At 62.1% G+C, this 22,700-nt stretch carries 26 protein-coding genes and 1 pseudogene; 11 read left to right on the top strand and 16 right to left on the bottom strand.

Translation table 11 applies throughout. The features are described 5' to 3' along the window. The 4 genes and pseudogenes from ACFX4T_RS14830 to ACFX4T_RS14815 form a co-directional block, all read right to left on the bottom strand. A pseudogene (locus tag ACFX4T_RS14830) lies at window positions 1-992 on the bottom strand (hypothetical protein); the annotation flags it as partial. A gap of 174 nt (window positions 993-1,166) precedes the next feature. Further along, the gene (locus ACFX4T_RS14825) at window positions 1,167-1,673 is read right to left on the bottom strand and encodes a hypothetical protein (RefSeq protein WP_377652526.1); all 507 of its coding nucleotides are present in this window, start codon (window positions 1,671-1,673) and stop codon (window positions 1,167-1,169) included. A 2-nt stretch (window positions 1,674-1,675) separates the two neighbouring features. Further along, window positions 1,676-2,236: a hypothetical protein gene (locus ACFX4T_RS14820; protein ID WP_377652525.1), complete on the bottom strand. Its 561-nt coding sequence runs from the start codon at window positions 2,234-2,236 to the stop codon at window positions 1,676-1,678. A 124-nt stretch (window positions 2,237-2,360) separates the two neighbouring features. Then, window positions 2,361-2,825 carry a phage tail protein gene (locus tag ACFX4T_RS14815; RefSeq protein ID WP_377652524.1) on the bottom strand — a complete coding sequence of 155 codons (465 nt, stop codon included), beginning with the start codon at window positions 2,823-2,825 and terminating at the stop codon, window positions 2,361-2,363. A 200-nt stretch (window positions 2,826-3,025) separates the two neighbouring features. Here ACFX4T_RS14815 and ACFX4T_RS14810 point away from each other — a divergent pair, with 200 nt between their 5' ends. Continuing rightward, complete coding sequence (locus ACFX4T_RS14810; protein ID WP_377652523.1) at window positions 3,026-3,922, top strand: helix-turn-helix transcriptional regulator; 897 nt, start codon at window positions 3,026-3,028, stop codon at window positions 3,920-3,922. Here the strand turns inward: ACFX4T_RS14810 and ACFX4T_RS14805 are convergent. Beyond that, window positions 3,886-5,106 (bottom strand): MFS transporter, encoded by a 1,221-nt coding sequence (locus ACFX4T_RS14805; protein ID WP_377652522.1) that lies wholly within the window; start codon window positions 5,104-5,106, stop codon window positions 3,886-3,888. The genes ACFX4T_RS14810 and ACFX4T_RS14805 overlap by 37 nt on opposite strands. Window positions 5,107-5,196: 90 nt before the next feature. Continuing rightward, a complete protein-coding gene (locus ACFX4T_RS14800) occupies window positions 5,197-5,640 on the bottom strand; it encodes a hypothetical protein (protein ID WP_377652521.1) in 444 nt (147 codons plus the stop codon). A 249-nt stretch (window positions 5,641-5,889) separates the two neighbouring features. Here ACFX4T_RS14800 and ACFX4T_RS14795 point away from each other — a divergent pair, with 249 nt between their 5' ends. Beyond that, window positions 5,890-6,720, top strand: coding sequence for a DUF2382 domain-containing protein (locus tag ACFX4T_RS14795; protein ID WP_377652520.1), 831 nt, complete (start codon window positions 5,890-5,892; stop codon window positions 6,718-6,720). Between the two features lie 141 nt (window positions 6,721-6,861). Next, complete coding sequence (locus tag ACFX4T_RS14790; RefSeq protein WP_216926194.1) at window positions 6,862-7,083, top strand: hypothetical protein; 222 nt, start codon at window positions 6,862-6,864, stop codon at window positions 7,081-7,083. 12 nt (window positions 7,084-7,095) lie between these two features. On the opposite strand, the gene ACFX4T_RS14785 is transcribed toward ACFX4T_RS14790, so the two are convergent. Continuing rightward, a complete protein-coding gene (locus ACFX4T_RS14785; protein ID WP_377652519.1) occupies window positions 7,096-9,012 on the bottom strand; it encodes a glycoside hydrolase family 15 protein in 1,917 nt (638 codons plus the stop codon). Window positions 9,013-9,247: 235 nt separating this feature from the next. Here ACFX4T_RS14785 and ACFX4T_RS14780 point away from each other — a divergent pair, with 235 nt between their 5' ends. After that, a complete protein-coding gene (locus ACFX4T_RS14780) occupies window positions 9,248-10,153 on the top strand; it encodes an SDR family oxidoreductase (protein WP_377652518.1) in 906 nt (301 codons plus the stop codon). A gap of 145 nt (window positions 10,154-10,298) precedes the next feature. Next, on the top strand, window positions 10,299-10,541 hold the full coding sequence (locus tag ACFX4T_RS14775) for a DUF6458 family protein (RefSeq protein ID WP_216926197.1): 243 nt from the start codon (window positions 10,299-10,301) through the stop codon (window positions 10,539-10,541). A gap of 58 nt (window positions 10,542-10,599) precedes the next feature. Here the strand turns inward: ACFX4T_RS14775 and ACFX4T_RS14770 are convergent, their stop codons facing one another. Continuing rightward, window positions 10,600-11,208, bottom strand: coding sequence for a glyoxalase (locus ACFX4T_RS14770; protein WP_377652517.1), 609 nt, complete (start codon window positions 11,206-11,208; stop codon window positions 10,600-10,602). A 58-nt stretch (window positions 11,209-11,266) separates the two neighbouring features. On the opposite strand from ACFX4T_RS14770, the gene ACFX4T_RS14765 reads away from it, so the two are divergent. Further along, complete coding sequence (locus ACFX4T_RS14765; protein WP_216926199.1) at window positions 11,267-11,551, top strand: hypothetical protein; 285 nt, start codon at window positions 11,267-11,269, stop codon at window positions 11,549-11,551. A gap of 15 nt (window positions 11,552-11,566) precedes the next feature. On the opposite strand, the gene ACFX4T_RS14760 is transcribed toward ACFX4T_RS14765, so the two are convergent. The 4 genes from ACFX4T_RS14760 to ACFX4T_RS14745 form a co-directional block, all read right to left on the bottom strand. Continuing rightward, window positions 11,567-12,130 (bottom strand): DUF488 family protein, encoded by a 564-nt coding sequence (locus ACFX4T_RS14760; protein ID WP_377652516.1) that lies wholly within the window; start codon window positions 12,128-12,130, stop codon window positions 11,567-11,569. After that, window positions 12,124-12,366, bottom strand: a complete 243-nt coding sequence (locus ACFX4T_RS14755; protein WP_216926201.1) for a hypothetical protein — start codon at window positions 12,364-12,366, stop codon at window positions 12,124-12,126. Before ACFX4T_RS14755 ends, ACFX4T_RS14760 begins: the two co-directional genes overlap by 7 nt. 109 nt (window positions 12,367-12,475) lie before the next feature. Beyond that, window positions 12,476-13,069, bottom strand: a complete 594-nt coding sequence (locus tag ACFX4T_RS14750; protein ID WP_216926202.1) for a histidine phosphatase family protein — start codon at window positions 13,067-13,069, stop codon at window positions 12,476-12,478. Window positions 13,070-13,165: 96 nt separating this feature from the next. Next, entirely contained in the window at window positions 13,166-13,534 is a 369-nt protein-coding gene (locus ACFX4T_RS14745) for a VOC family protein (RefSeq protein WP_377652515.1), read from the bottom strand. A 59-nt stretch (window positions 13,535-13,593) separates the two neighbouring features. On the opposite strand from ACFX4T_RS14745, the gene ACFX4T_RS14740 reads away from it, so the two are divergent. Continuing rightward, entirely contained in the window at window positions 13,594-14,040 is a 447-nt protein-coding gene (locus tag ACFX4T_RS14740) for a MarR family winged helix-turn-helix transcriptional regulator (protein ID WP_377652514.1), read from the top strand. Window positions 14,041-14,305: 265 nt separating this feature from the next. Next, window positions 14,306-15,673 (top strand): protein kinase, encoded by a 1,368-nt coding sequence (locus tag ACFX4T_RS14735; RefSeq protein ID WP_377652513.1) that lies wholly within the window; start codon window positions 14,306-14,308, stop codon window positions 15,671-15,673. A gap of 66 nt (window positions 15,674-15,739) precedes the next feature. Here the strand turns inward: ACFX4T_RS14735 and ACFX4T_RS14730 are convergent, their stop codons facing one another. After that, window positions 15,740-16,966: a GAF domain-containing sensor histidine kinase gene (locus tag ACFX4T_RS14730; protein WP_216926206.1), complete on the bottom strand. Its 1,227-nt coding sequence runs from the start codon at window positions 16,964-16,966 to the stop codon at window positions 15,740-15,742. A gap of 132 nt (window positions 16,967-17,098) precedes the next feature. Here ACFX4T_RS14730 and ACFX4T_RS14725 point away from each other — a divergent pair, with 132 nt between their 5' ends. Beyond that, entirely contained in the window at window positions 17,099-18,541 is a 1,443-nt protein-coding gene (locus tag ACFX4T_RS14725) for an MFS transporter (RefSeq protein ID WP_377652512.1), read from the top strand. Between the two features lie 9 nt (window positions 18,542-18,550). On the opposite strand, the gene ACFX4T_RS14720 is transcribed toward ACFX4T_RS14725, so the two are convergent. Next, the gene (locus tag ACFX4T_RS14720) at window positions 18,551-19,798 is read right to left on the bottom strand and encodes an FAD-dependent oxidoreductase (protein ID WP_377652511.1); all 1,248 of its coding nucleotides are present in this window, start codon (window positions 19,796-19,798) and stop codon (window positions 18,551-18,553) included. Between the two features lie 106 nt (window positions 19,799-19,904). Here ACFX4T_RS14720 and ACFX4T_RS14715 point away from each other — a divergent pair, with 106 nt between their 5' ends. Together ACFX4T_RS14715 and ACFX4T_RS14710 are read left to right on the top strand one after the other, a co-directional pair. Then, complete coding sequence (locus ACFX4T_RS14715) at window positions 19,905-20,378, top strand: MarR family transcriptional regulator (RefSeq protein ID WP_377652510.1); 474 nt, start codon at window positions 19,905-19,907, stop codon at window positions 20,376-20,378. Between the two features lie 269 nt (window positions 20,379-20,647). After that, on the top strand, window positions 20,648-21,625 hold the full coding sequence (locus ACFX4T_RS14710) for an MFS transporter (RefSeq protein ID WP_377652509.1): 978 nt from the start codon (window positions 20,648-20,650) through the stop codon (window positions 21,623-21,625). 237 nt (window positions 21,626-21,862) lie between these two features. Here the strand turns inward: ACFX4T_RS14710 and ACFX4T_RS14705 are convergent, their stop codons facing one another. Next, a complete protein-coding gene (locus ACFX4T_RS14705; protein WP_377652508.1) occupies window positions 21,863-22,363 on the bottom strand; it encodes a methyltransferase family protein in 501 nt (166 codons plus the stop codon). Between the two features lie 39 nt (window positions 22,364-22,402). Further along, entirely contained in the window at window positions 22,403-22,687 is a 285-nt protein-coding gene (locus ACFX4T_RS14700) for a hypothetical protein (protein WP_223947262.1), read from the bottom strand. Between the last annotated feature and the right edge of the window lie 13 nt (window positions 22,688-22,700).

Genomic DNA, 22,700 nt, shown 5'->3' with positions numbered 1-22,700 from the left:
GCGATTCCGGTCCGGGGGAGGACCTCGGAGGCCAGGGCGAGCCGGCGCCGGGCTTCGCTGATGCCGATCCGCAGGCGGGCGCGCAGGAACTGCGCGGCGTCCCGGTAGCCATCATCGGCCATCGCGGCAGCGTCCGCCGCAGCAACACCACCGAACCCACCAGCAGTAGCGGAGCCAACAGCAGCAGTGGCGGATCCACCGGCAGCATCGAAACCAGCAGCAGTGGCGAAACCTCCAGCAGCATCGAAACCAGCAGCAGCATCGAAACCAGCAGCAGCGGATCCACCGGCAGCAGCAGACCCTGCAGCCGTGGCGGTGGGGGTGGCGGGGTTTGGTGCTGGTGACGGGACGGCGGGGTCTGTAGTTCCGGGGTCTGTGGTTCCGGGGTCTGTGGTTGCGGGGTCGGTCCAGCCGGTCTGCCATCCCGTGCCCGCCGCGGAGGAGGGCCGTGCCTGCTGGGCTTGGGTACGGGTCCGTTCCACGGCGTGCGCCGCGATGACCTGCAGGTATTCCACGGTGCGGGAGATCTCCTCCACCCGCCCGGCGAACCCCGCGGCTTCGGCAAACCCGAACGACTGGGCACCGGCCACGGTGCAGGAACGCAGGCTTTCCAACGCCTCAACGCTGTCAGCCAGCGCACCCTCAATTACCCGCGCACCCTCAATTCCCCGCGCATCCTCAAGTCCCCGCGCATCCTCAATTCCCCGCGCACCCTCAATTCCCCGTGCATCCTCAAGCCCGTGGGAAACGCCGTGCCCAGGGGAATCGTCACGGTCCGTTTCGCCGGGTTCAGGGACGGGCAGTGGTTTGACGCCGCGAAGCAGCGCCATGGCCCTTAGGCTCGCCGAATCGGTGACTGCCGCCGTCGGGCTTTCACAGCCGTCCTGCCCGTGGGCAGGACCGGAGTGGCTTCCGAGGGGAACGCGTCGGGGGCGCAGCGAGGCGCCAGTCACTGCTGCCCGCCGCGCCAGAATCTCCCCAATGCTTCCCATGAATAAACCCTCTCACCAGGGTCTGACATTATTGGGCTGCAGCGCCGGGGCCCTGCGTGCGACAGGCTTCCCAACCGTTTCCAGGGATCAACCATGTGTTCAGAATCGGAGATTTACGGCCGCGGATTGGTCCGCGGGCCGGTTCTGGTGCCCAAGAGCTAGCCAACGCCCGCCCTACCGACCTCCGTACAACGCCGCCTCAAGCAGGCGGTCAAAGCTGGCAGTTCCACTGCTGACCGGAGCAACTGTGATCACCGCGAGGAGTTTTTCGGAGCCGTCTTCCTTGGCACTTGCGACCCTTTTCACGTGCAGCCGCAAGCCGGGAATCCCGTTGATGAGCAGTGGAAGCTGCTCACCGCTCTTGATCAATTTCCGCAGCTGCTTTGTGGTGATTTTGTCGTCGGAGCTGCCTGTTAGCTCCGTGAGGGTGTCGTTGATCCGTTTTGCCAGGCCGCGCAGCAGGCTCCTCTGGGCGGCGACCGTCGGAATGGTAAGGATCGCTGCGAACCCGGCCGTGAATATCGACGCCGGGCCGACGCTTCTCAGGGCGGGCATGAAGATCATCAGGATCAGCCACAGGACCACAGCAAGGATGCTGAAAGTGACGAATTTGATGATGGGTTTGTCGCCGGGCTTCCTCGTCCAGCGCACGACTTCAACAACGTCCGACGGGTTCTCCATGGTCAGGGTCCCTTCACTTCGAGGAGTGCTTCGGCCAGAATTACTGCCTCGCGTGCTTCCTTAAGATCGTTCCGCAATCCCAGATCGGGGATCTTCGCGGCGCCACCGCCGGTACCAGCAAGTTCGTAGAGGGCCCTGCTGAGGTTTTCGCGATCCTTTGACAACCTCCGGGACGCATCCAGCTTGGCTCTGCTGGCCTCAAGCTCCAGGAGCGAACGGCTGATGGCGTCGCGTCGTCCTTGCATGAGTGACAGTTTCTCCGTGAGCCGCAGGACCCGTGCACTGTGCATTGACCCCATCTGAACGGCAGTTCGTTGGAGCTCACCGAGGGCCGCCGACGTCTGCGGCTTGCCCGAGTGCCGGGCTAGCTCCTCATTGATGCGGACCAGTCGCCGTTCCCAGCCCCGAAGGGCCCGTTGATACCGTCCCAAGAGCAGCGAGATTGCCGGCAGCGCCTTGTCAAGGGCCCTCGCCCGCGTGCTCAGGCTTGCGGTTGCCGCGTCCAGCCTTGCGAGGAATGCGGCGTAATTGTCAGGTGAAGGAACCTTGTTGTGGGGATCCATGCGTCACCTGCGCCCGATGCTGTTGCAACCAGGCTTGGTGCGGCACAACGCTCCCCAAACGCCCATGGCAAGAGAATAGAGGGTCCCCGCCCGTTGGGATAGGGCTCCTGGTGATCCGACGCGCTCAGTACTGACCCTTGATCACGAAGTACGACCCCCGGATTACCCCTGCCAGCTTGGACTTCTGACGGGCGAACTTGAAGCGCGATTCCAGTTCTTCCGGAACGTCCATGCCCTCAGCGAGCTTGAACCCGACCGCCCGCTTCCCGCCGTCCTCGATGCTGTACATGACGTTGATGGAAAGCCCCGACTCGTAGAATACGTAATCCATCCGCAGACCGTCCACTTCGAAGGCCGTCGCCTCAAGGGGGCGGGAATCGATGACGATGTCGCGCTCTTCCTTCAGGATTCGGCTCACCCGATCCACTACTTCAGGGACCTCGCTTGCAGGATGCACGGTGAAGGTATGGTCGTATTTGTTCCTGTAATAACGGGCCTCGTTGGCCCGCAGTCCTGCGAGTGTCTCGGCCACCGGAGAAGACTCCAGGCCCTCGGTAGAAACGTTCTTGAAGTCAACGATGTACGGCAATTGCTCTCCTCGTCAGATGTCTTGGGACCAACGATAACGCTCCACACTGACACGGCCATTCTTGGACGTGCTGTTGGGTGAGGAAAACGCGCGACGGCGGGAGGTCGCCGTCGTGCGTTAACCGAAGCGTCGTGCGTTAAGGCGAAGCAGGTATCGGGAGGGACTCCCTCCTGATACCCGCTTGGCCTAGCGTGGAACCTATGGATAATCGAGCGGAGGTCCGCGAATTCCTGATTTCACGGCGTGCCCACGTTGCCCCGGAGCAGGTGGGACTTCCCACTGGGACCAATCGGCGGGTTAAGGGGTTGCGGCGTAGTGAAGTGGCCACTCTTGCCGGGTTGAGCGTGGAGTATTACACGCGCCTTGAGCGTGGCGCGATCAGTGGAGCTTCGCCGCAGGTTCTTGAGAGCCTCGCCCGGGCGTTGTGCTTGGACGACGCCGAGCGGGCCCACTTATTCGACCTCGCCCACGCGGCCAGTCCGGTGGCCCGGCCGCCCCGGCGGCGCAACTCCAAGTCCTACGTTCCGCATCAGAGCCTGCAATGGGCGCTGGATGCTGTCACCGCTGGTCCGGCGTTCATTCGCAACGGCAGGATGGATCTGCTGGCGGTTAATCCCCTGGCCCGGGCGTTCTACAAAGATTGCTATGACATGCCAGGCCAGCCGCCGAACATCGCACGCTTCACGTTCTTGGATGAACGTGCCCACGATTTCTATCCGGACTGGGATGCCTTCGCAGAGGTGACTGTATCCATCCTGCGGACCGAAGCCGGTCGCGACCCTCACAACAGGGAACTTCACGACCTCATCGGTGAGCTGGGTACCCGCAGCGATGAATTCCGGAAACGCTGGGGTGCGCACAACGTGCGCCACCACGGGACGGGTTTTAAGTCGTTCAATCATCCCGTTGTAGGCGAGCTGACCCTCGCTTATGAAGGGTTGGAAATGGCTGCTGAGCCCGGCCTGACCCTCACGATCTACAGCGCGGAACCCGGGTCGCCGTCGGCGGAGCGCCTGCAACTCCTGGCATCGTGGGCTGCCAGCGAGTATGGCACTGCAGCTCAGGCCGAGCCTGAGAGGGCTGCTTCGGACGGCTGAGGTGACCGTTCTTTCCGCAACAGGACGGTGAGCGGGAGAAAATACAGTGCCGCTATGCAGGCACCCACCAGCACGGGGCCGGTGGCACCGAGCGCGGACTCGATTGCGAAACCTGCGATCCACGAGCCCACTGCGGTGCCGAGGTTGAACGAGGACGTGCTGAGGGCCGAGGCCAGCGTGGGTGCATGGTGGGCATAACCGACTGCCTTGCCTATGAGGATGGGATTGGTTGCCATGCCGAACAGGCCCAGCAAGAAGATGAGGATCACCGTCAGCGCGGCGTTGCGTGAGAGCAGGCAGAGAGCCCCCAGCACAAGAAACGTCATTGCCGCGGAGACGAACAGCGCCGTGAAGGGGCGGTGCGCGCCAAAATGGCCGCCGAGGTTGGAACCGATGAACGCTCCGACGCCGTAGCCCACGAGAACCAGCGGAACTGCTGCTGCCCCTATGCCCGTGTTCTGTGTCAGGAGCGGGGAGACGAAGCTGTAGGCCGCAAGGGATGATCCACACACGACTGCGCAGCCTGCAAGCACAAGCCAAACCCTGGCGTCACGCATGCTCGCGATCTCGGCCCGAACTGAGGGGATGGTGCCAGAGGAAGGTTCGACGCCGACCAAACGGTAAACAGCCAACGCCGCCCCGATCGCCAGGACACTGAGGATCCAGAAAGGACCCCTCCAGCCGATCGACTGGCCGGCAAACGCTCCCAGCGGGACACCGATCACGTTGGCGAGCATGCCGCCGCCCAGAACCACCCCCAACGCGCGGGAGGCGGAGGCAGCACCAGCCGCCTTCGCCCCCACCACGGCGGCGACGGCCCAGAAGGCTCCGGTGGCCAGGGCCGTCAGGAACCGGGCACCGAGAATCACTGCGAAGTCGGTGGTAAGGGCAACGATGACGTGTCCAACAGCGAAAACCACCAATGCGAGGCTGAGCGTGACGCGTCGCTGCATCTTGAGAGTGAGGATGGACATGGTGGGCGTTCCAACGATCATGCCAACAGCGAAGACGGTAATCATCAATCCGGCATTTCCTACAGTGATACCAAGGTCCCGGGCGATCTCTGGAAGGATCCCGGCCACCACGAATTCTGTGGTGCCCATGAGGAACACGCCCGCGGCGAGCACGTAGGTAACAAGCGGCTGACGACGGTTTGTTGGTGCCCGCCAAGTATCAGTGGTCATAGTCCCAGACCATCACGGGCATTCAGCCTGAGGGAGTCCCGGTTGATGGGGGTTCTCCGAGGGACTCTTTTCGGCGGCACTGAATGTGCGTTACTCCGGTATCTCCATCTGGAACCCACACTCATCGCAGTGCAGCACCCGGGTGTTCAAGTAGGTCTCAAGCTCGGGATCGGTCCGACCTGTAGCGCCGGAGGAAATCAGGTGGAGTTTCCCGGGCCCTGTGTGCATGGGCACCCCGCAATGGAGATGATGGCGTCCGAACTGCAGGACGCCGTTCGGATCATCGGAGCGGGTCAGGACATCGGCGACGTCGGCCACTTCCGCGGCGTGGGACCGCGAGAATCCGCAAGCTTGGCAACGGTACTCCACATGGATCAATCCTGCGGCAGATCCGGGGGCTTGCCTGATGGTTTCGATGGTTTCGATGAGGAGGTGCTCATCCGTTCCGCAAGATCGCAGAAGGGCTCGGAAGGCATGGGGGAACACGGAAAAGGAGGGTGGGCTGACTGCGCAGGCATGATCATCCTGTGACAAGTGGAGAGTGGATACCTTGGGCACAAGTACGATTTCTCAGGCTTGAGCCTAGACGCCGCCGGCTCTGGATGACAAGGGCTTCGAATCTTCGATTGGGTCTTGCCAAAGAAATAGTAAGCATGCTTATCTATTGCTGTTCCCCGAAGTCAGCGGGTTGAATCCATTCCCCGTCCTGATTCCGGAATCTACGCCCGGTGATGCAGGCCGCTGGGCTCCAAATGCAACAGAATCACATTCCAAGGAGACATCATGCTCGCCAGGGAGAACATTGACCGTCTGATGGGCCTCAACGGAAACGTTCGGACGACGGAGGGTGACAAGGTTGGGTCGATCGGCACGTTCTACACCGATGACGACACAGGGGAGCCAACATGGGTAACAGTTAAAACCGGTCTTTTCGGTACTTCTGAGTCGTTCATTCCCTTGGAGGGAGCCAACGTGGAGGGCGACGACGTCGTTGTTCCCTACAGCAAGGACCACATCAAGGACGCGCCCCGCGTGGCTGAAGATGGCCACCTTGACCCGGGTGAAGAAGAGCGGCTTTACAACCACTACAGCATCCAGGACCGGGGCGGTTTCGAGGGCCAGCGTGACTACGTGAACCGGAGCGCTGGAACGGAGGCAAGTGCTGGAATGGGCACAAGAGCGGGGGTGGACGCCGTCGGCGGCATGGACGTTGACACGACCGGAACTGCACGCGCGGGCGACGACGCCATGACCCGTTCTGAAGAGCGGCTCAACGTCGGGACGGAAAGGACAGCGGCCGGACGGGCGCGTCTTCGCAAGTACATCACCACCGAAAACGTGACTACCACCGTGCCGGTCCAGCGTGAGGAAGTCCGGCTTGAGCGTGAGCCCATCACGGACGCCAATAAGGGAGACGCCATGTCCGGTCCTGACCTCACAGAAAGCGAGCATGAGGTCACACTTCACGAAGAGCGGCCGGTAGTGGATAAGGAAACCGTCCCAGTAGAGCGCGTGCGCTTGGAAAAGGACACCGTCACCGATGATGTCCCCGTCAATGAGGAAGTCCGCAAGGAGAATATTGAAACTGAAGGCACGCGCGATACCCGCCGCTGAAACCTGCGGCAGCTGCCGCACTACTGAGGGGCGAAAACGCCCGACGGCGGGAGGCCGCCGTCGGGCCTTTATCCAGCCAGCCGTCCCTTCTCCAGACAGCGGGTCCTACCGCAGATGACCAGGTGATGGGACGATTTCCTTATGGGCGAAGAAGAGAAGAAGGGCCCTGGCGCGCCCTCGGGCGCAGGGCCAGAGGAACGCGATCTGTGGCAGGATACCGACGCTGGATCTCCGACCACACAGCAGATGAGGACTATCGGCCAGCGTCGGCGGGAGGCCGAGCGCAAGCTCGATCAACATCTGGAGGAAGCCAAGCACAAGGCTGAAGCCGCGGATCCGGACGACCAAAAAACGGAATCTTGACTGCGGCGCTTTTCAGCGGCTGGTTTCGGGGCGCTTTCTTGGCGCCGGATGATCTGTGCCCGGGCCGCTTTCGGAAATGGCCTGTTGTGGGAGCTGGTCGGTACCCTTCTCCGGGTGTTTCGGGCTACGCAGTGGCGTGTCACTGCCATGGGCTTCGCCGTGATGGAGCTGCAGGGCGCAGTGGATCAGAGGAAAGTGGCTGAACGCTTGCGGCGTGTTCCCGAGTTGCCGCTGGGTTCTGGGATCCCATTCCTCGCTTAGTAGCCCCACATCGTTTCGGAGCGTCAAAAGCCGCTCGAACAGCGCTGTTGCCTGACCGGCATGGCCAATGCCCAGCAGCGCATCCACCAACCAGAACGAGCACGCAAGGAAGACTCCTTCTTCGCCAGGAAGGCCGTCATGGCCGGACTCCGTTCGATAGCGCAGCACCAGGCCATCATCGGTCAGCCCTTCCTGGATGGCTTTCACGGTGCCCGCAACCCGTGGATGGCGGTGCCCCAAAAAGCCAACGCGGGGGATGAGGAGCAGGCTGGCGTCCAGTTCCTTACTGCCGTAGGACTGGACAAAGCTGTTGAGCTCTTCATCGAAACCGCGTGTCATCACCTCTGCGTGGATCTGCCTGCGCAGGGAGGCCCAGCGGTCTCCGGGGCCAGGCAATCCCGAAGTTCTTACGGCCTTGACCATGCGATCTGCAGCTACCCATGCCATGACTTTGGAATGCGTGAAGTGCCGGCGGGGGCCGCGCATCTCCCACAACCCGTTATCCGGTTGGTCCCAAGCCCCTTCCAGGAACTCCATCAACGCTACTTGAATGTCCCAGGATGTATCCACGGTGCCCGGCGGGGAAGCTGCCCTGGTCAGCGCGAGCCCGTCCAACACCTCGCCCCAAACGTCCAATTGCAGTTGGGGGGCCGCGGCGTTCCCGGTGCGGACTGGCAGGGAATTTTCGTAGCCCGAAAGCCACGGGATCTCGGCCTCCGGCAGTCTGCGGGCGCCGTCCAGGCCGTAAACGATCTGCAGCTCGGAAGGATCGCCCGCCACGGCGCGGAGCAGCCATTCCCGCCAGGCTGCTGCTTCATCCGTATATCCGGCGGCAAGCAACGACTGCAGGGTCAGTGTTGCATCGCGCAGCCAGCAGTAACGGTAGTCCCAATTGCGGGAACCGCCCAGTTGCTCGGGAAGGGACGTTGTAGCAGCGGCCACGATGCCTCCCGTCGGGGCATAGGTGAGTGCCTTGAGGGTGATGAGGGATCGCTCCACGGGGTCCTTGTACTGGCCCTCCATCTCGCATTGGTCAATCCATTCCCGCCAGAAGGATTCCGTGGCGTGAAACGCTTTGGTTGCATCAATTCGCCGGGGCTCCGGCTCATGGCTTGGTGCCCAGCGAAGCACGAAGGGGATGCGTTCCCCTGCGCGGACGGTGAACTCACTGATGGTGCGCCTGTCCACGCCCTTGAGCGGAGCGGGCGTCGTGAGATACGCCGAATCGGGTCCCGCGACGGCGCTGATTCCGTGCTTGTTGCGACGCACCCACGGCACCACGCGACCGTAGTCGAAACGGAGAATCAACTCTCCATGCATGGCCACCTCGCCGGACAGGCCTTCCACTATCCGCACGAGGTCTACAGCGTCATCGCGGACGGGCATGAAGTCTGTGACACGGACCGCGCCGCCTTCCACTTCCCATTCCGTTTCCAGGATGAGGGTGTCCGGCCGGTAGCGGCGCCGCGTGCAGTTTCCGTCGTTGCGCGCCCCAGCATCTGCGGGCGCGAGGAGCCATCGGCCAGCTTCGGGGGTATGCAACAAGGCGGCGAAGCAGGCGGGGGAGTCGAAACGGGGGAGGCACATCCAATCGATGGATCCGTCGCGTGCCACCAGGGCGGCCGTATTCAAGTCCCCGATGATCGCATAGTCCTCAATTCTGGCCATGGCATCAGATCCTTATAATCGGACGGCGTCAAGTATGCCCTGACCGTACACTTTTGCCTCACGCACCTCAACGGATGCGGCGGTTATTCGGCTGCTGCGCCGGATTCGCCCATGAGGGTCAACGCACGACGTCGGCAGGTCGCCGTCGTGCGTTTGCGGGAAGTCTGGAATCAACGCAGCGAGGCATGCTACGACTGTTGTTGGGAGCGAACCCGGCGAGTCCAAGGAGCAAATCATGGCTGAAGAAAAGCCTGTCCTCGTGGTCGGTGCCACCGGCTACCTTGGCAGCCAGGTGGTTGATGCACTTCTCCAGCGTGGCAAGAGCGTCCGGGCGCTTGTCCGGGCAAAATCCAACGCGGGCAAGCTTGAAGCCAAAGGTGTCGAGATAGTCCGGGGCGACATGCTTGACGTGGCCTCGTTAATTCACGCAATGACTGGGGTAGCCGGGGCTATTTCGACTGCCGCCGGGTACACGCGGAACGATAAGAACGCCAATGCTATCGACACGTTCGGCAACAGCAACCTGGCCGTCGCCGCCAAACAAACAGGCGTTCCCAGGTTTGTTCTCATCAGCATCCTCACCTGCGATCTGACACCCCAAGTTCCGCACTTTTGGCACAAGAAGCAGGCCGAGGATGCCTTCGAGCAACTGGGCGTCCCTTTCGTTGCGCTCCGTCCAGGTGCGTTCTTTGACCAGACCGCTGGGATGGGTGGCGATCCTTTAGCGAAGGGGCGTGTCATGTGGATCGGCTCCAAGGACACCCCTCTGACTTTCGTCCTCACCAGCGACCTCGCGGGTTATCTTGCGGATGCCGTGGAGGCGGACGTGGCTGATGGCGAACGCATCGACATCGGCTGGACCCGCCCCGTCAGCATGACAGAAGCGGCGGGCCTCCTGTCCAAACATGGCGAGGCGGACGCCAAGGACATCAAGATCATGGCCGTTCCAACGCCAGTGCTCAAGGGCCTAGGGAAAGTCACCGCGCGCTTTGCCCCGCTGGTAAGCGATATGGCCAGCATGTCGGCATGGTTCGAGACGGGCCGATACGTAGCCAACACGAGCCGGCAAGCCGAAGTTTTCGGCCCGCCGCCCGCTCCCGAGGACGCCATCGCCCGGTTTGCGGCGGCTTTCGGGCACTGACCGACGACCGTTCCGGCGCGCCTGGTAGGCGAACAATGACGGGCACAATCTTTCGCGCTCCCCAAATTGAGAAGTATGCTTACGATATCGACGCAGTTCCGTGATCACCCGATCGCGGGCCGGTCGGAAGTGAGAGGAGCACGACATGAGAATAGGTTCTTCCATAGCACTCATCGCCATTGGAGCGATTCTGGCCTTTGCCCTTGCCCCCGGACTCATCCCCTTCGTGGACCAGGTCCTGATCGGCTACATCCTGATGGCTGTAGGCGTATTGGGCCTGATCATTTCCATCATCATGGCAGGCCGCACCCGGCGTACGGACCACATCGTGGAGCGGCGCGATGCTCCCGAGACAATCATCGACCGGCGCCCGCGTCCCGAGGTTTAGCTTCTTCCAAGGCAGACGGAAACGCACGACGGCGGGAGGTCGCCGTCGTGCGTTTCTGCTAAAGCGGCGCTTCCCAGGAAAATCCGTCGGGGTCGGTGAAGGTGCCTGCATCGCCGCTGATAAGCAGACGATGTGACCCGGTGCCCTCAGGTGATAGGCCGGCGGTCTTAGCCAGCGCGCTACGTTTATTGAGCGTCAGCTTGATGGAGCCAGTATCAAACTCGACGTACCGGCTTCCGAAACTCTTGGCCAACGTGAGGCCCCGGTCGAGATAGAACTGTTTGCTGGCGGCAACATCCGCGACTCCCAGTTGGAGCACCATCGCATCAATCTGCAGATTGGCTGGACCGGTCTCCTTCTTGGACGAGGAGGCGACTGTCCAGATGGTGCCGTCTGGAGCCTGGAGGACTCCGCCGTACCCCCACAGGGATTTGGCGGCAGGCTTAACGACCGTCGCGCCGGCGTCGCGGGCGTTGTCCATAAGGCCGTTTACGGTGGCCGGCTGGGAGACGACAAGTGACATCGTAAATCCGCGAAAGCCCGCGCTCGGCGTCTCGGATGGACGTACCTGGACCCTGCCGCCCATGTTGAAAACGTCAGTGTAGAAGGCCTCCGCCACCTGCGTGGTGGGAACGACCTCGATGATTACGGATTCGATGGCTGCCATGTCAGTCATCCTAGTGAACAAGCAGTGGGGACGGCTGAACACCACGTAGGCTGCTGGCATGGAGAAGTCATTCGATGTAGAACTCGTAAATCAGGATGAATACTTGGTGCGCTGGGCATCCGAAGGGCAGGCCGGAGAGTCCGTCTTCCGGATCACCCCTGAATTCCTGGCCGAGGCTGGGCTGGACGGCAAGGATGGGCAGTTCATTACTGAAGAGACGGCCAACTTTCTGGCGGAGCACCAGCCCGTGATCGACTTTCCCCAAACAGTGGATCTGGAAGAGATTGCCGCAGCCTACCCCGACTTCGCGCAGCAACTTCGGAGCAGGCTTGAGGCCCGCTAGCCCAACTCCGCTGACCTAACCCACTGACTCGTCCAAAGGTAGGTCGTACTGCAGATGCGCCCCGTGCACCCTCACCCCGGCCGTAGGAACGTGGGGGACGAGCTTGGCTCCCGGCATGAGATGGCTGACCGGCTGTAAGTCCAGCAGGACGCAATGATCTGCGATGAGGCGGCGGTGGCAACGCCACCAGAGCGTTTCGCTGCACATGATTGCGGTCTTTTGGGCACTCGCGTCCGCCAAAAGCTGGCTCAGGGCTGCCGTGAACCCGGTTGTGCGCATGTACGCCGCGTAGGCCCTGAAAGAATCGTTGCGCAGGGATGTGTCGGGGGAGTCGGGTGGCAGTTTCCGGAAACCACCGAGCCGCTGTTCCCATCGATAAGCGATTCCGGCAGCGGGCAGCCACTCCTCCATGTGGTTTCTTCCGAAGTGAGGATATTTCCGGCTTCCCGGGGCAATCCGAACATCCACCAAGGACTTCACGCCGGCCGTGCGCAAAAGCTCTTCAAAGTCGGCCTGGGGCGTGGCGCCATGCCCAACCGTCAGCAGGTTTTGTTCGTTCGATATCGGTGTGCTCAGCATTGGAACTGGACGTCAAAATCTTCCGGCTTCCGCCCGCTTGAGGCAGTTGCGGCGTCGAGCACAGTTTGTGCCGCCTGTTCAAGCCGGGAAACGTGGAGCACTAGCCCCGGTATTTGAACGACGCGAAGTTCAAACCAGCCGTCGGTGGCCAGAGTTACCCTTGCCGTCAGTGTGATGGCGTTGGCCCGGCAGGTTTCGGTGGTCACGAGTCGGGAGCCAACAAGTGTGAGGGCCAAGCTGACCTCCAGTGAACCGGAGCGAATGGCGCCAACTGCTTGACTCTCTTGAGCATACAGAAACTGGCATGCGCAATGTCAATAAGATGCGCTGAGTTTCGCGGTTGTGTCAGCTGTCCACGTCGGCCGTTAGAAGCTCACCGTTGAAGTACTCCAGCTTCCAGCCATCGGAGGCGTGGTGATGGGCGAGGTTCAGCACGGCATTGTGGACGCTGTCCAGTGTGCGGCCGATCGCGCGGCTCAGCGCCAGGCGGATCAACGTGCCGTGGGTTACCACCAGGACGCGCTGTCCTGAAAATTCCTGCGCCAACTGTTCCAGGGCATCCATGCCGCGGCTGGCTGCGTCCTCATCGCTCTCGCCGCCTCGGAAACCGCCGGGGATGCGAAGTGCTTCGAGCTCCGGGCCGGCTTGCAGGCCTTCGGCCGGTCCGAAGCTTCGCTCAATGAGCTCGGGAATCCGCCGGGCGACGGTAAGGCCCAAGCCCTCTGCGATCAGGTCCGCCGTTTCTGCCGCACGGCTCAAGGGTGAGGAAACGATTGCGTCCCACTGGTAATTCGCCAAGGTGGCAACGGCTTCACGCGCCTGTTCGCGGCCGACGTCGTTCAGTGGAATGTCGGTGGCCCCCTGCAACCGGCGCTCCGCGTTCCAGTCGGTCTGGCCATGGCGGACGAGGGCGAAGGTAGTAAGGGTCATGCCTTCCATTGTGCCTTCCGGCCGCCCGGGCCGCAGTTCCGTGCGTCACGTCAGGAAAACGTCCGACGGCGGGAGGTCGCCGTCGGACGCTTGTTGCGGTTGGTGTCAGGCGGCGTCGTGGATGGTGATCCGGTAGCCGTCCGGATCTGCGAAGGTGAACGTGCGCCCGAAGGGCCCGTCGATGGGTGCTGCCGTGATCTGCGTGCCATGGGCGGAGAGAGCGTCGTGAAGTTCCTGGGCGTCGGTTGCCCGCAGCCACAAGGCAATTCCTTCGCCGGGTTGCGGGAGCGAATCCAACTCGGTTTCCGGCAGTGGCTCCCGGACAGCGAAAGGGACCGGGGTGGTATCAAAAACGACAGCATGTGGCGGACCGGCCATGGAGCGCCTCAGGCCGAGTTGGTGCTCGTAAAACAGTGCCGAACGTTCAAGGTCGCGGACCTGCAGGGAAATGAAATCTGGACCGATTGTAGCCATGCTTGTTCTCCTCAATATGTCAGTATGTTGACATTCGTAAGGTATGTCAGAATATTGACATGAGTCAAGACGGCAGCGGCGTGGATCTGGACACCTCCCTGGGCTATCTCCTGAAGCAAGTGCATACTGCGTTGCGGAGCGCAATGGACGCAGCCCTGCGACCCCTCGGAATGACAGTGCCGCAGTACGCGTGCCTTGAGCTCCTGGCGCAGCGTCCCGGCCTCTCCAATTCCGAGCTCGCCCGCGGAGTCTTCGTGTCCCGGCAGTCAATGAACGTGCTTCTGCAGGCGCTGGAGCGGGACGGGCTGGTTTCCCGGCCGGAGCAGCCTGTTGCCGGGCGGGCGCTCCCCGTGAAGTTAACCCCGCTTGGCAGTAAACGATTGAAGGCAGCCAGTGAGGCCGCCAATGCAGTGGAAGGGCGATTACGGCGGGGCCTGGCCATGGATGAGGAGCAGCACTTGCGGGCCTTGCTGGGCTCGCGGCTGGCGGAACTCCGAGGAGAGTAAGACGACCCGTGGGTGGCCCGTTTCCCTTCCGGGCCAATACTAAGTATCCTGATGACTTATCTGGTGAATCCGGATGATGCTGTTTGACGCAGGACTGCTCAAGCCGTAGCGGTTTCGCCGAACAGGGCGGCCGCACGGCTCTCGTGAAATTTTGATCGGCGGCGTTGCCTGGTAGTAACGGACACTGTTAGGGTCCGGAGCACACAGGCGGGCCTGAAGGGCGTGACAATTCGTGGGCAACAATGACGAGGCCGTGGAGTTCCACGTGACCGATTCCAGTGTGGCTGCTATCGATGGCCGCTATGAGCTGGGACCTGTTTTGGGCCGAGGAGCCATGTCCACGGTGTACCGGGCCACGGACTTGCTCCTTGGCCGGGACGTGGCAATCAAGATCTTCCTGCCTGGTTCTGGCGACGACTCGTTCAGGAGCCGCCAGGAAACCGAGATGCGGCTGCTCGCAAGCTTTGACCATCCAGGCCTGGTGGCAGCCTTCGATGCCGGTGTTGATACGCGCAATGACGAAGAACGCGCGTACCTTGTCATGGAGCTTGCCGAGGGACGTGACCTGAAAGCCGTATTGTCCGATGGGCCTCTGACGCATTCCGAAACCACCCGCATCGGCGTGCGACTGGCCGGCGCCCTTGCGCAGGTGCATGCCCAGGGCGTCATCCACCGCGACATTAAGCCGGCGAATATCGTCGTCTCGGAGGGGACAGATGGCGCCGACTCCGTGAAGCTGGCAGACTTCGGCGTCGCCTTGGTCATGGACGATCACCGCCTCACCGCAACGGGCTTCACCGTCGGTACAGCCCAATACCTCAGCCCGGAGCAGGCACAAGGGCTGCATCTGACGCCTGCCAGCGACATCTACTCCTTGGGTTTGGTGCTCCTGGAGTGCCTCACTGGCAAGCCCGAATACCCTGGAACCCCGGTGGAGACGGCCTCGGCGCGCCTTCACCGGGCACCCGAGATCCCGGAAGACCTACCCAATGGACTGCGCGGACTCCTCCAGGCAATGACCGACATGGATCCAGAACGACGCCCGACCGCGGGCGACGTTGAAGAAGTCCTGGCGGGCCGGCGTCGAAAGCTGCCACCCATGGCAACGGCAATCCTGCCGTCAGTTCCAGCGGCGCCTGCAGTCCCATCGAAGCCGGCTTTGCTGTCGCGGCCGCCGCAGGTGGTGACCTCAAGCCCCGGGCCAGCTGCTTCAGCTGCGGGAAGGCGTGCCTCCGCTACGGGTCCAAGGGTTTTTGGAAAGAAGTCCAAGGTGCTCGCCGGGCTGGTTGCGGCTGCCCTCGCGGTTCCCGTCGCTTTGGCGTTGCTCACCAATGGCGTCTTTGCCCCGGAATCTTCAGCCGAACCGACGCGGCAGGTCGATCCGCGTGTCACCGTCATCGAATCACAACCCAGCGGGCCGGCGACTCCCGTGGAAACGGCGCCGCCAGCGGTGGCGCCCGCAGCCGAAGTTGTGGATGTGCAGGATCAGCAGCCCGTTCCGGCGCCAGCGGCACAAACCAACGTGTCTGCCCAGGATGGTGCAGGCGCCGGCTCCCAAGATCCCGCGGACGCCAAAAGCGGCGGCAAGAATGACACGAAGCCCGACAAAGGTAAGGGGAACGGCCGCGGGTAACGCCTGAGGGGCAAAACGCACGACGGCGGTAGGTCGGCGTCGCGCGTTTTCTTGTGTTGCGCGCCGCTAAAGATCGGCCGGAAAGCTCACTGCCACCGTGGTTCCACCGCCGGCAGTCTCCGAGAGGGTGAGTTCGCCGCCGTGGGCCTTGGCGATGCTGCTGCAGGTGGCAAGCCCCAGGCCGGAGCCGGGCCCGTCGCCTTGGCGGCGCAGGCGCACCAACGGTTCCAGGACCCTGGCCCGGTCGTCCGCGTTGATGCCCTTTCCATTATCGGCCACGAAGATGGTGGCGCCGTGGTAATTGGAGACACCGCTGATCCGGACCTGTAGATCCCTTACGGGGCTGCGGTAGTTCATGGCGTTGGACAACAGGTTCTGCAGCAAAGTGCGCAGTTGGCCTTTGTCCGCCTGGAGGTTCAGGTCCTGCACTTCAAGGATGTCGTCCTCGATGCCGAGGTCCCGGGCTACCTCGCCCGCTGCCTCCTTGAGTGAGACCTGTTGTGGCTGTATGCCGCCGCCCACCCTCGAGTAGCTCAGGACGTCTTCCAGCATCCCCAGCATCCGGCGGCCACTCGCCCCGATGCGGCTCAGGTATTCGGCTGCAGCGCTGTCCGCTTGGACGTCTGGATCGTCCTCCACCAACTCCACGTAACCCAGGATCGTGGTGAGCGGAATCCGCAGATCGTGGCTGACGCGGCCAGCGAAACCAGCCAGCTTGGCGTTGCTCTCCTTCAACTCTGCATACGTGCGGTCCAGTTGGATTGTGCGGTGCTGCAACTCCAACAGCTCCACCACCTGCTTGGCCAGGACTTCCAGCATGCTGACTTGCTCGGGCCGTATCTCTTTGGGTTTGTCAGAAAAGACGCACAAGGTGCCGGGAACGAATCCTGATTCTGTTTGCAGCGGAACCGAAGCGTAGAACCGAACCCGGCCCAATTCACCGGTGACGAAGGGGTTGTCAGCGGACCGCGGATCCAGCGAAGCGTCAGGGATAACCGTGATCTCGCGGGAGAGGAACACCTTGGCACACATGGAATCTTCGCGCGAGCACATGCCCGGTTCCACACCCCATGCGCCAATTTGGTATTGGTATTCGGCGCTGATGATATTGACCACCCCAAAAGGGGCGCCGCAAAGCTCAGTGGCAAGGCGCACGAGGTTCTGCAGCGCACTCATGACGGCGGCGTTGGGAAGCAGGGTGGAATCCTCTGCGGGGTCCAGGCCGTACTCCCGCAACTCCAGATCCCGGCTAACGTCATCGGTGAAGGCGAGCTGGCCTTTTGCACCTTTCATCAAGAATTTCCCCCAGGCTTCTTTAGGATTCCTTGCCGATCCTACCGGGAGGTTGGCGGGGTTTGATTGTCATAAGGACCGGGTTGTCGCTGGGCCTTATCTGCGGCAATTGGTGTCAGTACACTGGAACGCATGACCGAGCAGGAACCGGCTGGGGTAACTGACGTTATCGACCTCTCCCTGCGCACTCCGGCAGAGCGATCCCGCACATTTATGGGGATCCTGGTGAACACTGCCCTCGCAAACATCACCACAAGCTATCTCTGGTTCGCCCTGACATTCTGGGTTTATCTGGAAACGCGCAATGTTATTGCCACGGGAGTGGTCGGGGGCGCTTACATGCTGCTGATTGCACTCTCCAGCATCAGTTTCGGCACCTTCGTGGACAGGTATCGGAAGCTTGCCGTGATGCGCTTCGCTGCTGGGTTCACCCTGGTGATGTTCGTGCTATCAGGAGTGCTGTTTCTCCTGATCCCTACCAGGCAGCTGTTGGACCTCACGCAGCCGTGGTTCTGGCTTTTCACTCTGATCATCCTCGTGGGTGCAGTGGTGGAAAATCTGCGCAATATTGCCCTCTCCACCACCGTCACTATCCTCATCGAGCCTGATCGCCGGGCCAATGCCAACGGAATGGTGGGGATGGTGCAGGGACTGATGTTCGTTGTTACCTCGGTCCTCTCCGGGCTCTCAGTAGGCCTGCTGGGCATGGGCTGGACCATTGTGGCCGCCCTGATTCTTACCGCGTTGGCGTTCGCCCATCTACTTACCTTGCGAATGCCCGAAGAGGTGCAGGCCGCCGCTTCGGACGCGCACGGCGGCTTCGACTTCCGGGGTTCGATTGCCGCTGTCCTGGCTATTTCAGGGCTGTTTGCGCTGATCGTCTTTTCCACGTTCAACAACTTCGTGGGCGGTGTGTACATGGCCTTGATGGATCCCTACGGCTTGGAAATGTTCTCCGTTGAAATGTGGGGAACGTTCTTCGCCCTGGGCTGCACTGGGATACTGGTGGGCGGTGCCCTGGTGGGAAAGTTCGGGCTCGGCTCCAACCCCTTGCGGACCATGCTCATCGTTGTCGCCGTGATGGGGCTGCTTGGTGCAGTGTTCACCCTGCGTGAATGGGCATGGCTGTATGTAGCCGGTATCTGGCTCTATCTGACCTTGGTTCCCATCGTGGAAGCTGCCGAGCAAACAGTCATCCAGCAGGTGGTTCCCCTGAACCGGCAGGGCAGGGTGTTCGGATTCGCCATGGCCTTCGAGTCCGCAGCAGCGCCCATTACAGCGTTCCTCATCGCCCCGATCGCCCAGTTCTGGATCATCCCCTACGCCCGCTCCGCCGAGGGCGCCGCCCAACTCGAACCGCTGTTGGGTCAGGGCACGTCCCGCGGGATCGCCCTGGTGTTCCTGATTGCCGGATTCATTCTCATTGCCGCGGCGCTGATCGCCTTCCTGACACCCGTTTACCGGAGCGTCTCGGCGTCGTATATGCAGAAGGCAGCGGGCAGAGGCGATGGTGGGGGTGCGGGCGCTGACGGGAGCCTGGCTACCGGGGGTGCTGAGGCAGCATCTTCCGGGTGAGCGACGTGGTCATCTGTCGGCAAACTCGGGAACAGCATCCCAGTCGATGTGATGGCCGTACAGCCAATCGAAGTTGTCCGCGGCCTTCCGGGCAAGTCCCCTGAAAATGGCACGCATGGCCAGGTCCTGGAGCACCCGGGTGAACTGGTTCCTGACCTTGGGCTCAGAATTCCGACGGCCCCATGCGACCACCGTCTCCGCACGGGGGCGGCGCTCCGCTTCGTAGGCCGCAAACCGGGCAGCGAGGCTAGCTTCTTTGTCGTCGCTTGTGGCTCCCCGAAGGGCGCGGCCCAGCGTGACGGCGTCCTCGATTGCCATTGATGCGCCCTGCCCGGACGATGGAGAGGCAGCATGGGCGGCATCGCCCACCAAGACCATCCTGCCGCGGTGCCAGCGGGGGACGCTCGGGAAATCGAACGTGGAATACGGCTTGATGATATCTTCCGTGGCGCGAATCAGGGCCGCCATTGGTGTTCGGTCTCCAGCCACCAGCCCGGTCAGCCAAGACTTGAGTTCCTCCTGGCCAAGCAAAGCCGGATCAGCACTGGAGCGCTGCAAAGGATTTGCGAACCACCAGATCCTGCCGTCGGGGCTGGGCATGTAGCAGTAGAAGCAGCGCTTGCCGAACACCATCTTCATGCGCCCCGGGGACACGCCGAGATCTACGTCTTTTAGCGCCAAGGCGGCGGTGTTGGCAGGAATGATGCCGCCCGTGTTGAGCAGTGGGATGGTGCGCGGTGCGGGGGAGGCGGGGTCGATCAGCGGCCGCACCGCCGAGCGCAGCCCGTCGGCCCCAACCAGCAGGTCGCCGCGGGCGGAGGTGCCGTCGTCGAAAACGGCCGTGACGCCGTCGGGCAGTTCCTCGACCCTTATCAAACGCCTGCCATGCTCGATCCTGATCCCGCGGCGGAGCGCTTCCTCCCGCAAGAGGGTGTAAAGCTCCGAGCGCGTCATAGTCCGGGCCGTGGTGCCATCAGGGAGGGTGCCGCCGAAATCGAAATCGATCAGGTGGCGACCCGTGCTGCCCAGGTACATGGACATAAGGGGAGTGCTGAAGCCCAGCTGCGCAGCTTGCTCCTTCAGTCCCAGCGTGTCCAGGGCATCGAAACCGTTGACCGCGAGGGTGAGGAAGGCGCCGACTCCGTCAGAAGGCCCATTGTGGGCCTCAAAAACAGTGGCGGAGTGGCCGGCTTTCTGAAGTGAGAGAGCCGTGGAAAGGCCGGCTACGCCGGATCCGATGACAAGACAGGTCAGCATGGGAGCTCCTTGGGAATTTATTTCGTTCGGTTAAAAGAAATATAATCCTGAGCTCGGCCCTGGTCAATCGTTTCGGGCAAGCGAAAGACTTTGCTAGCCTCGGAGCATGACGAATCAGGGGCAACGCGAGGCTCTGCTGGAAGCTGTTTATGCGTCGGGCCGGGAGCTGTCCACTGCCGCGATCATGTTCCACACCGCACTATCGGAACTCCGGGGCCTTTCGGCGACGGAGGGCAAGGCCATCGACATCCTGCTGCGGCACGGCCCCATGACGGCGGGTGAGTTCGGGGAACATTCGGGGCTGGCCCCCGCATCCGTCACCGGACTCATGCAGCGACTCGAAAGCAAAGGCGTGGCCCGGCGGGTCAAGCATGGCGAGGACAAGCGGAAGGTCCTGATCGAGCTCGTCGGTGACCAGGTTGCCGCAGCGGCACCCTACTTCGCCGATTTCATGGGCGGCATGGCCGCGCTGCTGGAGGGCTACAGCGACGACGAACTCCGGATCATCGCGGACTACTCAAGCAAGGCCGCGCGCGTCCAGCAGGAGGCGGCCGTTCGGCTGAGTCAGGGAGCTGGCTGAGGCGGCTGTATGGAGGGGCTAGGCTCCGAGATTCCTTGGCCCGGCCAACCCGACCGCGACGACCGGACGGCAACGCATAACGCTCCTTGTGACCTTCTGTGACGGATTCACTCTAATGCGAATGATTCCGGATAGTATTAATGGCAATCCACCAGCCCTTTACACAAGGATCCGTCATGCTTCCCGTCCTCCGAGCCGGCACCAACAAATGAAGCCGACGGCCGCGCTGACCTTGCGCCCAAAACCCACCCGCCGACGTCCCGCGAGGGTTGCGCCAGCGCCGCAACTGCTGCTCGCCAGCCAGCTCATCTTCAACATCGGTTTCAAGTGTCGAACGGCACAGCAACAGATCCGCGCTCTTTGCATTGCTGGTGGTCTGCGGCGAGGTAGGCGTGGTGCTCGGTCCGCTGTTGGGGTCCCTACTCCTCAGCACCGGCTTTGATACTGCCCTGCTGACAGGGGCCGCCGTCTTTGCCGTGATGTCCGTGGTCTTTTGGCTGTTCCTGCCCAAGGCCCGGCCCCAAGCAGCCAAGACCCCCTCCGACCTGCCTGGCCACCCGTCGGCGGACCTTTGGTCCTGCCTGAGGGAGAAGAGGTTTATCGGGTTCGCCGCCTTCTTCAGCGTCAATCTTCTGGCGACCAACCAGCTGTATTTCGGGCTTCCCGTCGAACTCGAACGAAGCGGGGCCGGTGCAAGTTCTCTGGCTTTAGTCTTTACCTACGCGTCGATCCTGACCATCACGCTTCAATGGCCAATAGGACGGATCATGCGCAAAGCGGGACCGAAAATCGCGCTAAGCCTGGGCTTTGCCTTCCAATCCCTGGGCTTCGCGTCACTCGCTGCCTGGGCAGTGATCCCATCGCCCAGCGGGCTTCCGATCCTGCCAGCCATCGTGCTGGGGACGGGCCTCTCCCTCGGCAACATGTGCGTGACACCTATCGCTATGGGATTGGTACTCGAATTTTCCGCCGGACGCCCCACAGGGGCCTACTACGGATTGCTTGCCAGCGCCGGTGGGCTCGCTGTGGTTATCGGCAACACGGCCCTTGCTCCGCTTTATGAACACGCGTACACGCCCTCAATCCCCGCATTAGCTCCCTGGCTCCTTATGTCACTGCTCGGGGCCATAACGGCAACATTCATCCGCCGCTTCGTACCCAACACCCGGACGAACGCTCCAGTTCACATCGAGCGCCAAGATGCGCGAGAACCCTCGGCTCAGAGGCCTGCCGGGCAAAGATCGTAATCCTTCGGCATGAATCCTCCCCCAATTTATGCCGCCCATCCAGCGGAAGGAACCTTTCCGCTTGTCTGGGCGCCTCGAGACAAACCAGCAAAGCCGACCACGGGCTAGCCCAGGGGATAGCAATTCTGTTGATTGATTCAACAACCCCAGCGCCGCAGGCTTCCACACTCTTGAACTCATCGTAAAAATGCAGGAAGCCGAAGAACCCGGAACTGCCGCCGCCCCAGCCCTGACCTGTCATCCCCGCCAAGGCGTCAGCCGCGGCCACCACCCCGGAACGTTGCGCCGGTACTCGAGGTACTGCTCGCCGTACGTGTCGGTGAGGATGGGCTCCTCGTAACCCTTCACGAAAGTGACCACGGCGATGAGGGCTATCGCAGCGTAGATCACGAGCCACCAGCTGCCGCAGAGCAGCGCTTGGCCGAGGATGATCGTGAGCACCGCAATGTACATGGGATTGCGCACGAATCGATAAACCCCGGTGACAACCAGCGACTGGGTCGGCGCAACCGGCGCCGGGGTTCCCCGGTGAAGGGCGAACAGCGCAAATGCGTGGAGCAGGAAAGCTACCCCTAGGGCGATCGCGATCCAGGCGACGGGCGCCACGATCCACGTCGCGCCGTCCCAGTCGTAGAGCCGCCATCCGGAGATGAGCCATGGGATGAGACCCGCCACGATGCCAGGCGCGAGGAAGAGGAAAACAATGGTCCCGATCCACGCGCACGCTGACTGAGTCATGTCAGTCAGGTTAGTCCTCGGTTTGAGGGCTGGCGCAACTCACGCCGCCAGCCCAGCCCCTGCCAACGCTGGGGCAGGATCTACCCGAACCGGCAATTCGTGCAGCATCGCGTAGCCCTGCAGTTGTTCAAGAGCATCCGGTTCGATCAAGGCGCCCGTAAGGTCCATCTCGACGTCCCTGCCGTCGGCCAGGCTGTTGGTGCGTTGAACGATTGGATATAGCGCGTGGAGATTGGAGGTGGTCACGTGACCGGTTGCTGCGATCTGGATCTGTGCTCCGTCGAGGTCGACTCGAACAACTACAGAGAGCTTCTCGCTGGTCAATATGCTGCCTTTC

The organism is Paenarthrobacter sp. YIM B13468, from assembly GCF_042788025.1.
Lineage (GTDB): Bacteria > Actinomycetota > Actinomycetes > Actinomycetales > Micrococcaceae > Arthrobacter > Arthrobacter aromaticivorans.
Note: the sequence above shows the minus strand (reverse complement) of the source record. Positions and strands in the feature narration are given on the sequence as shown.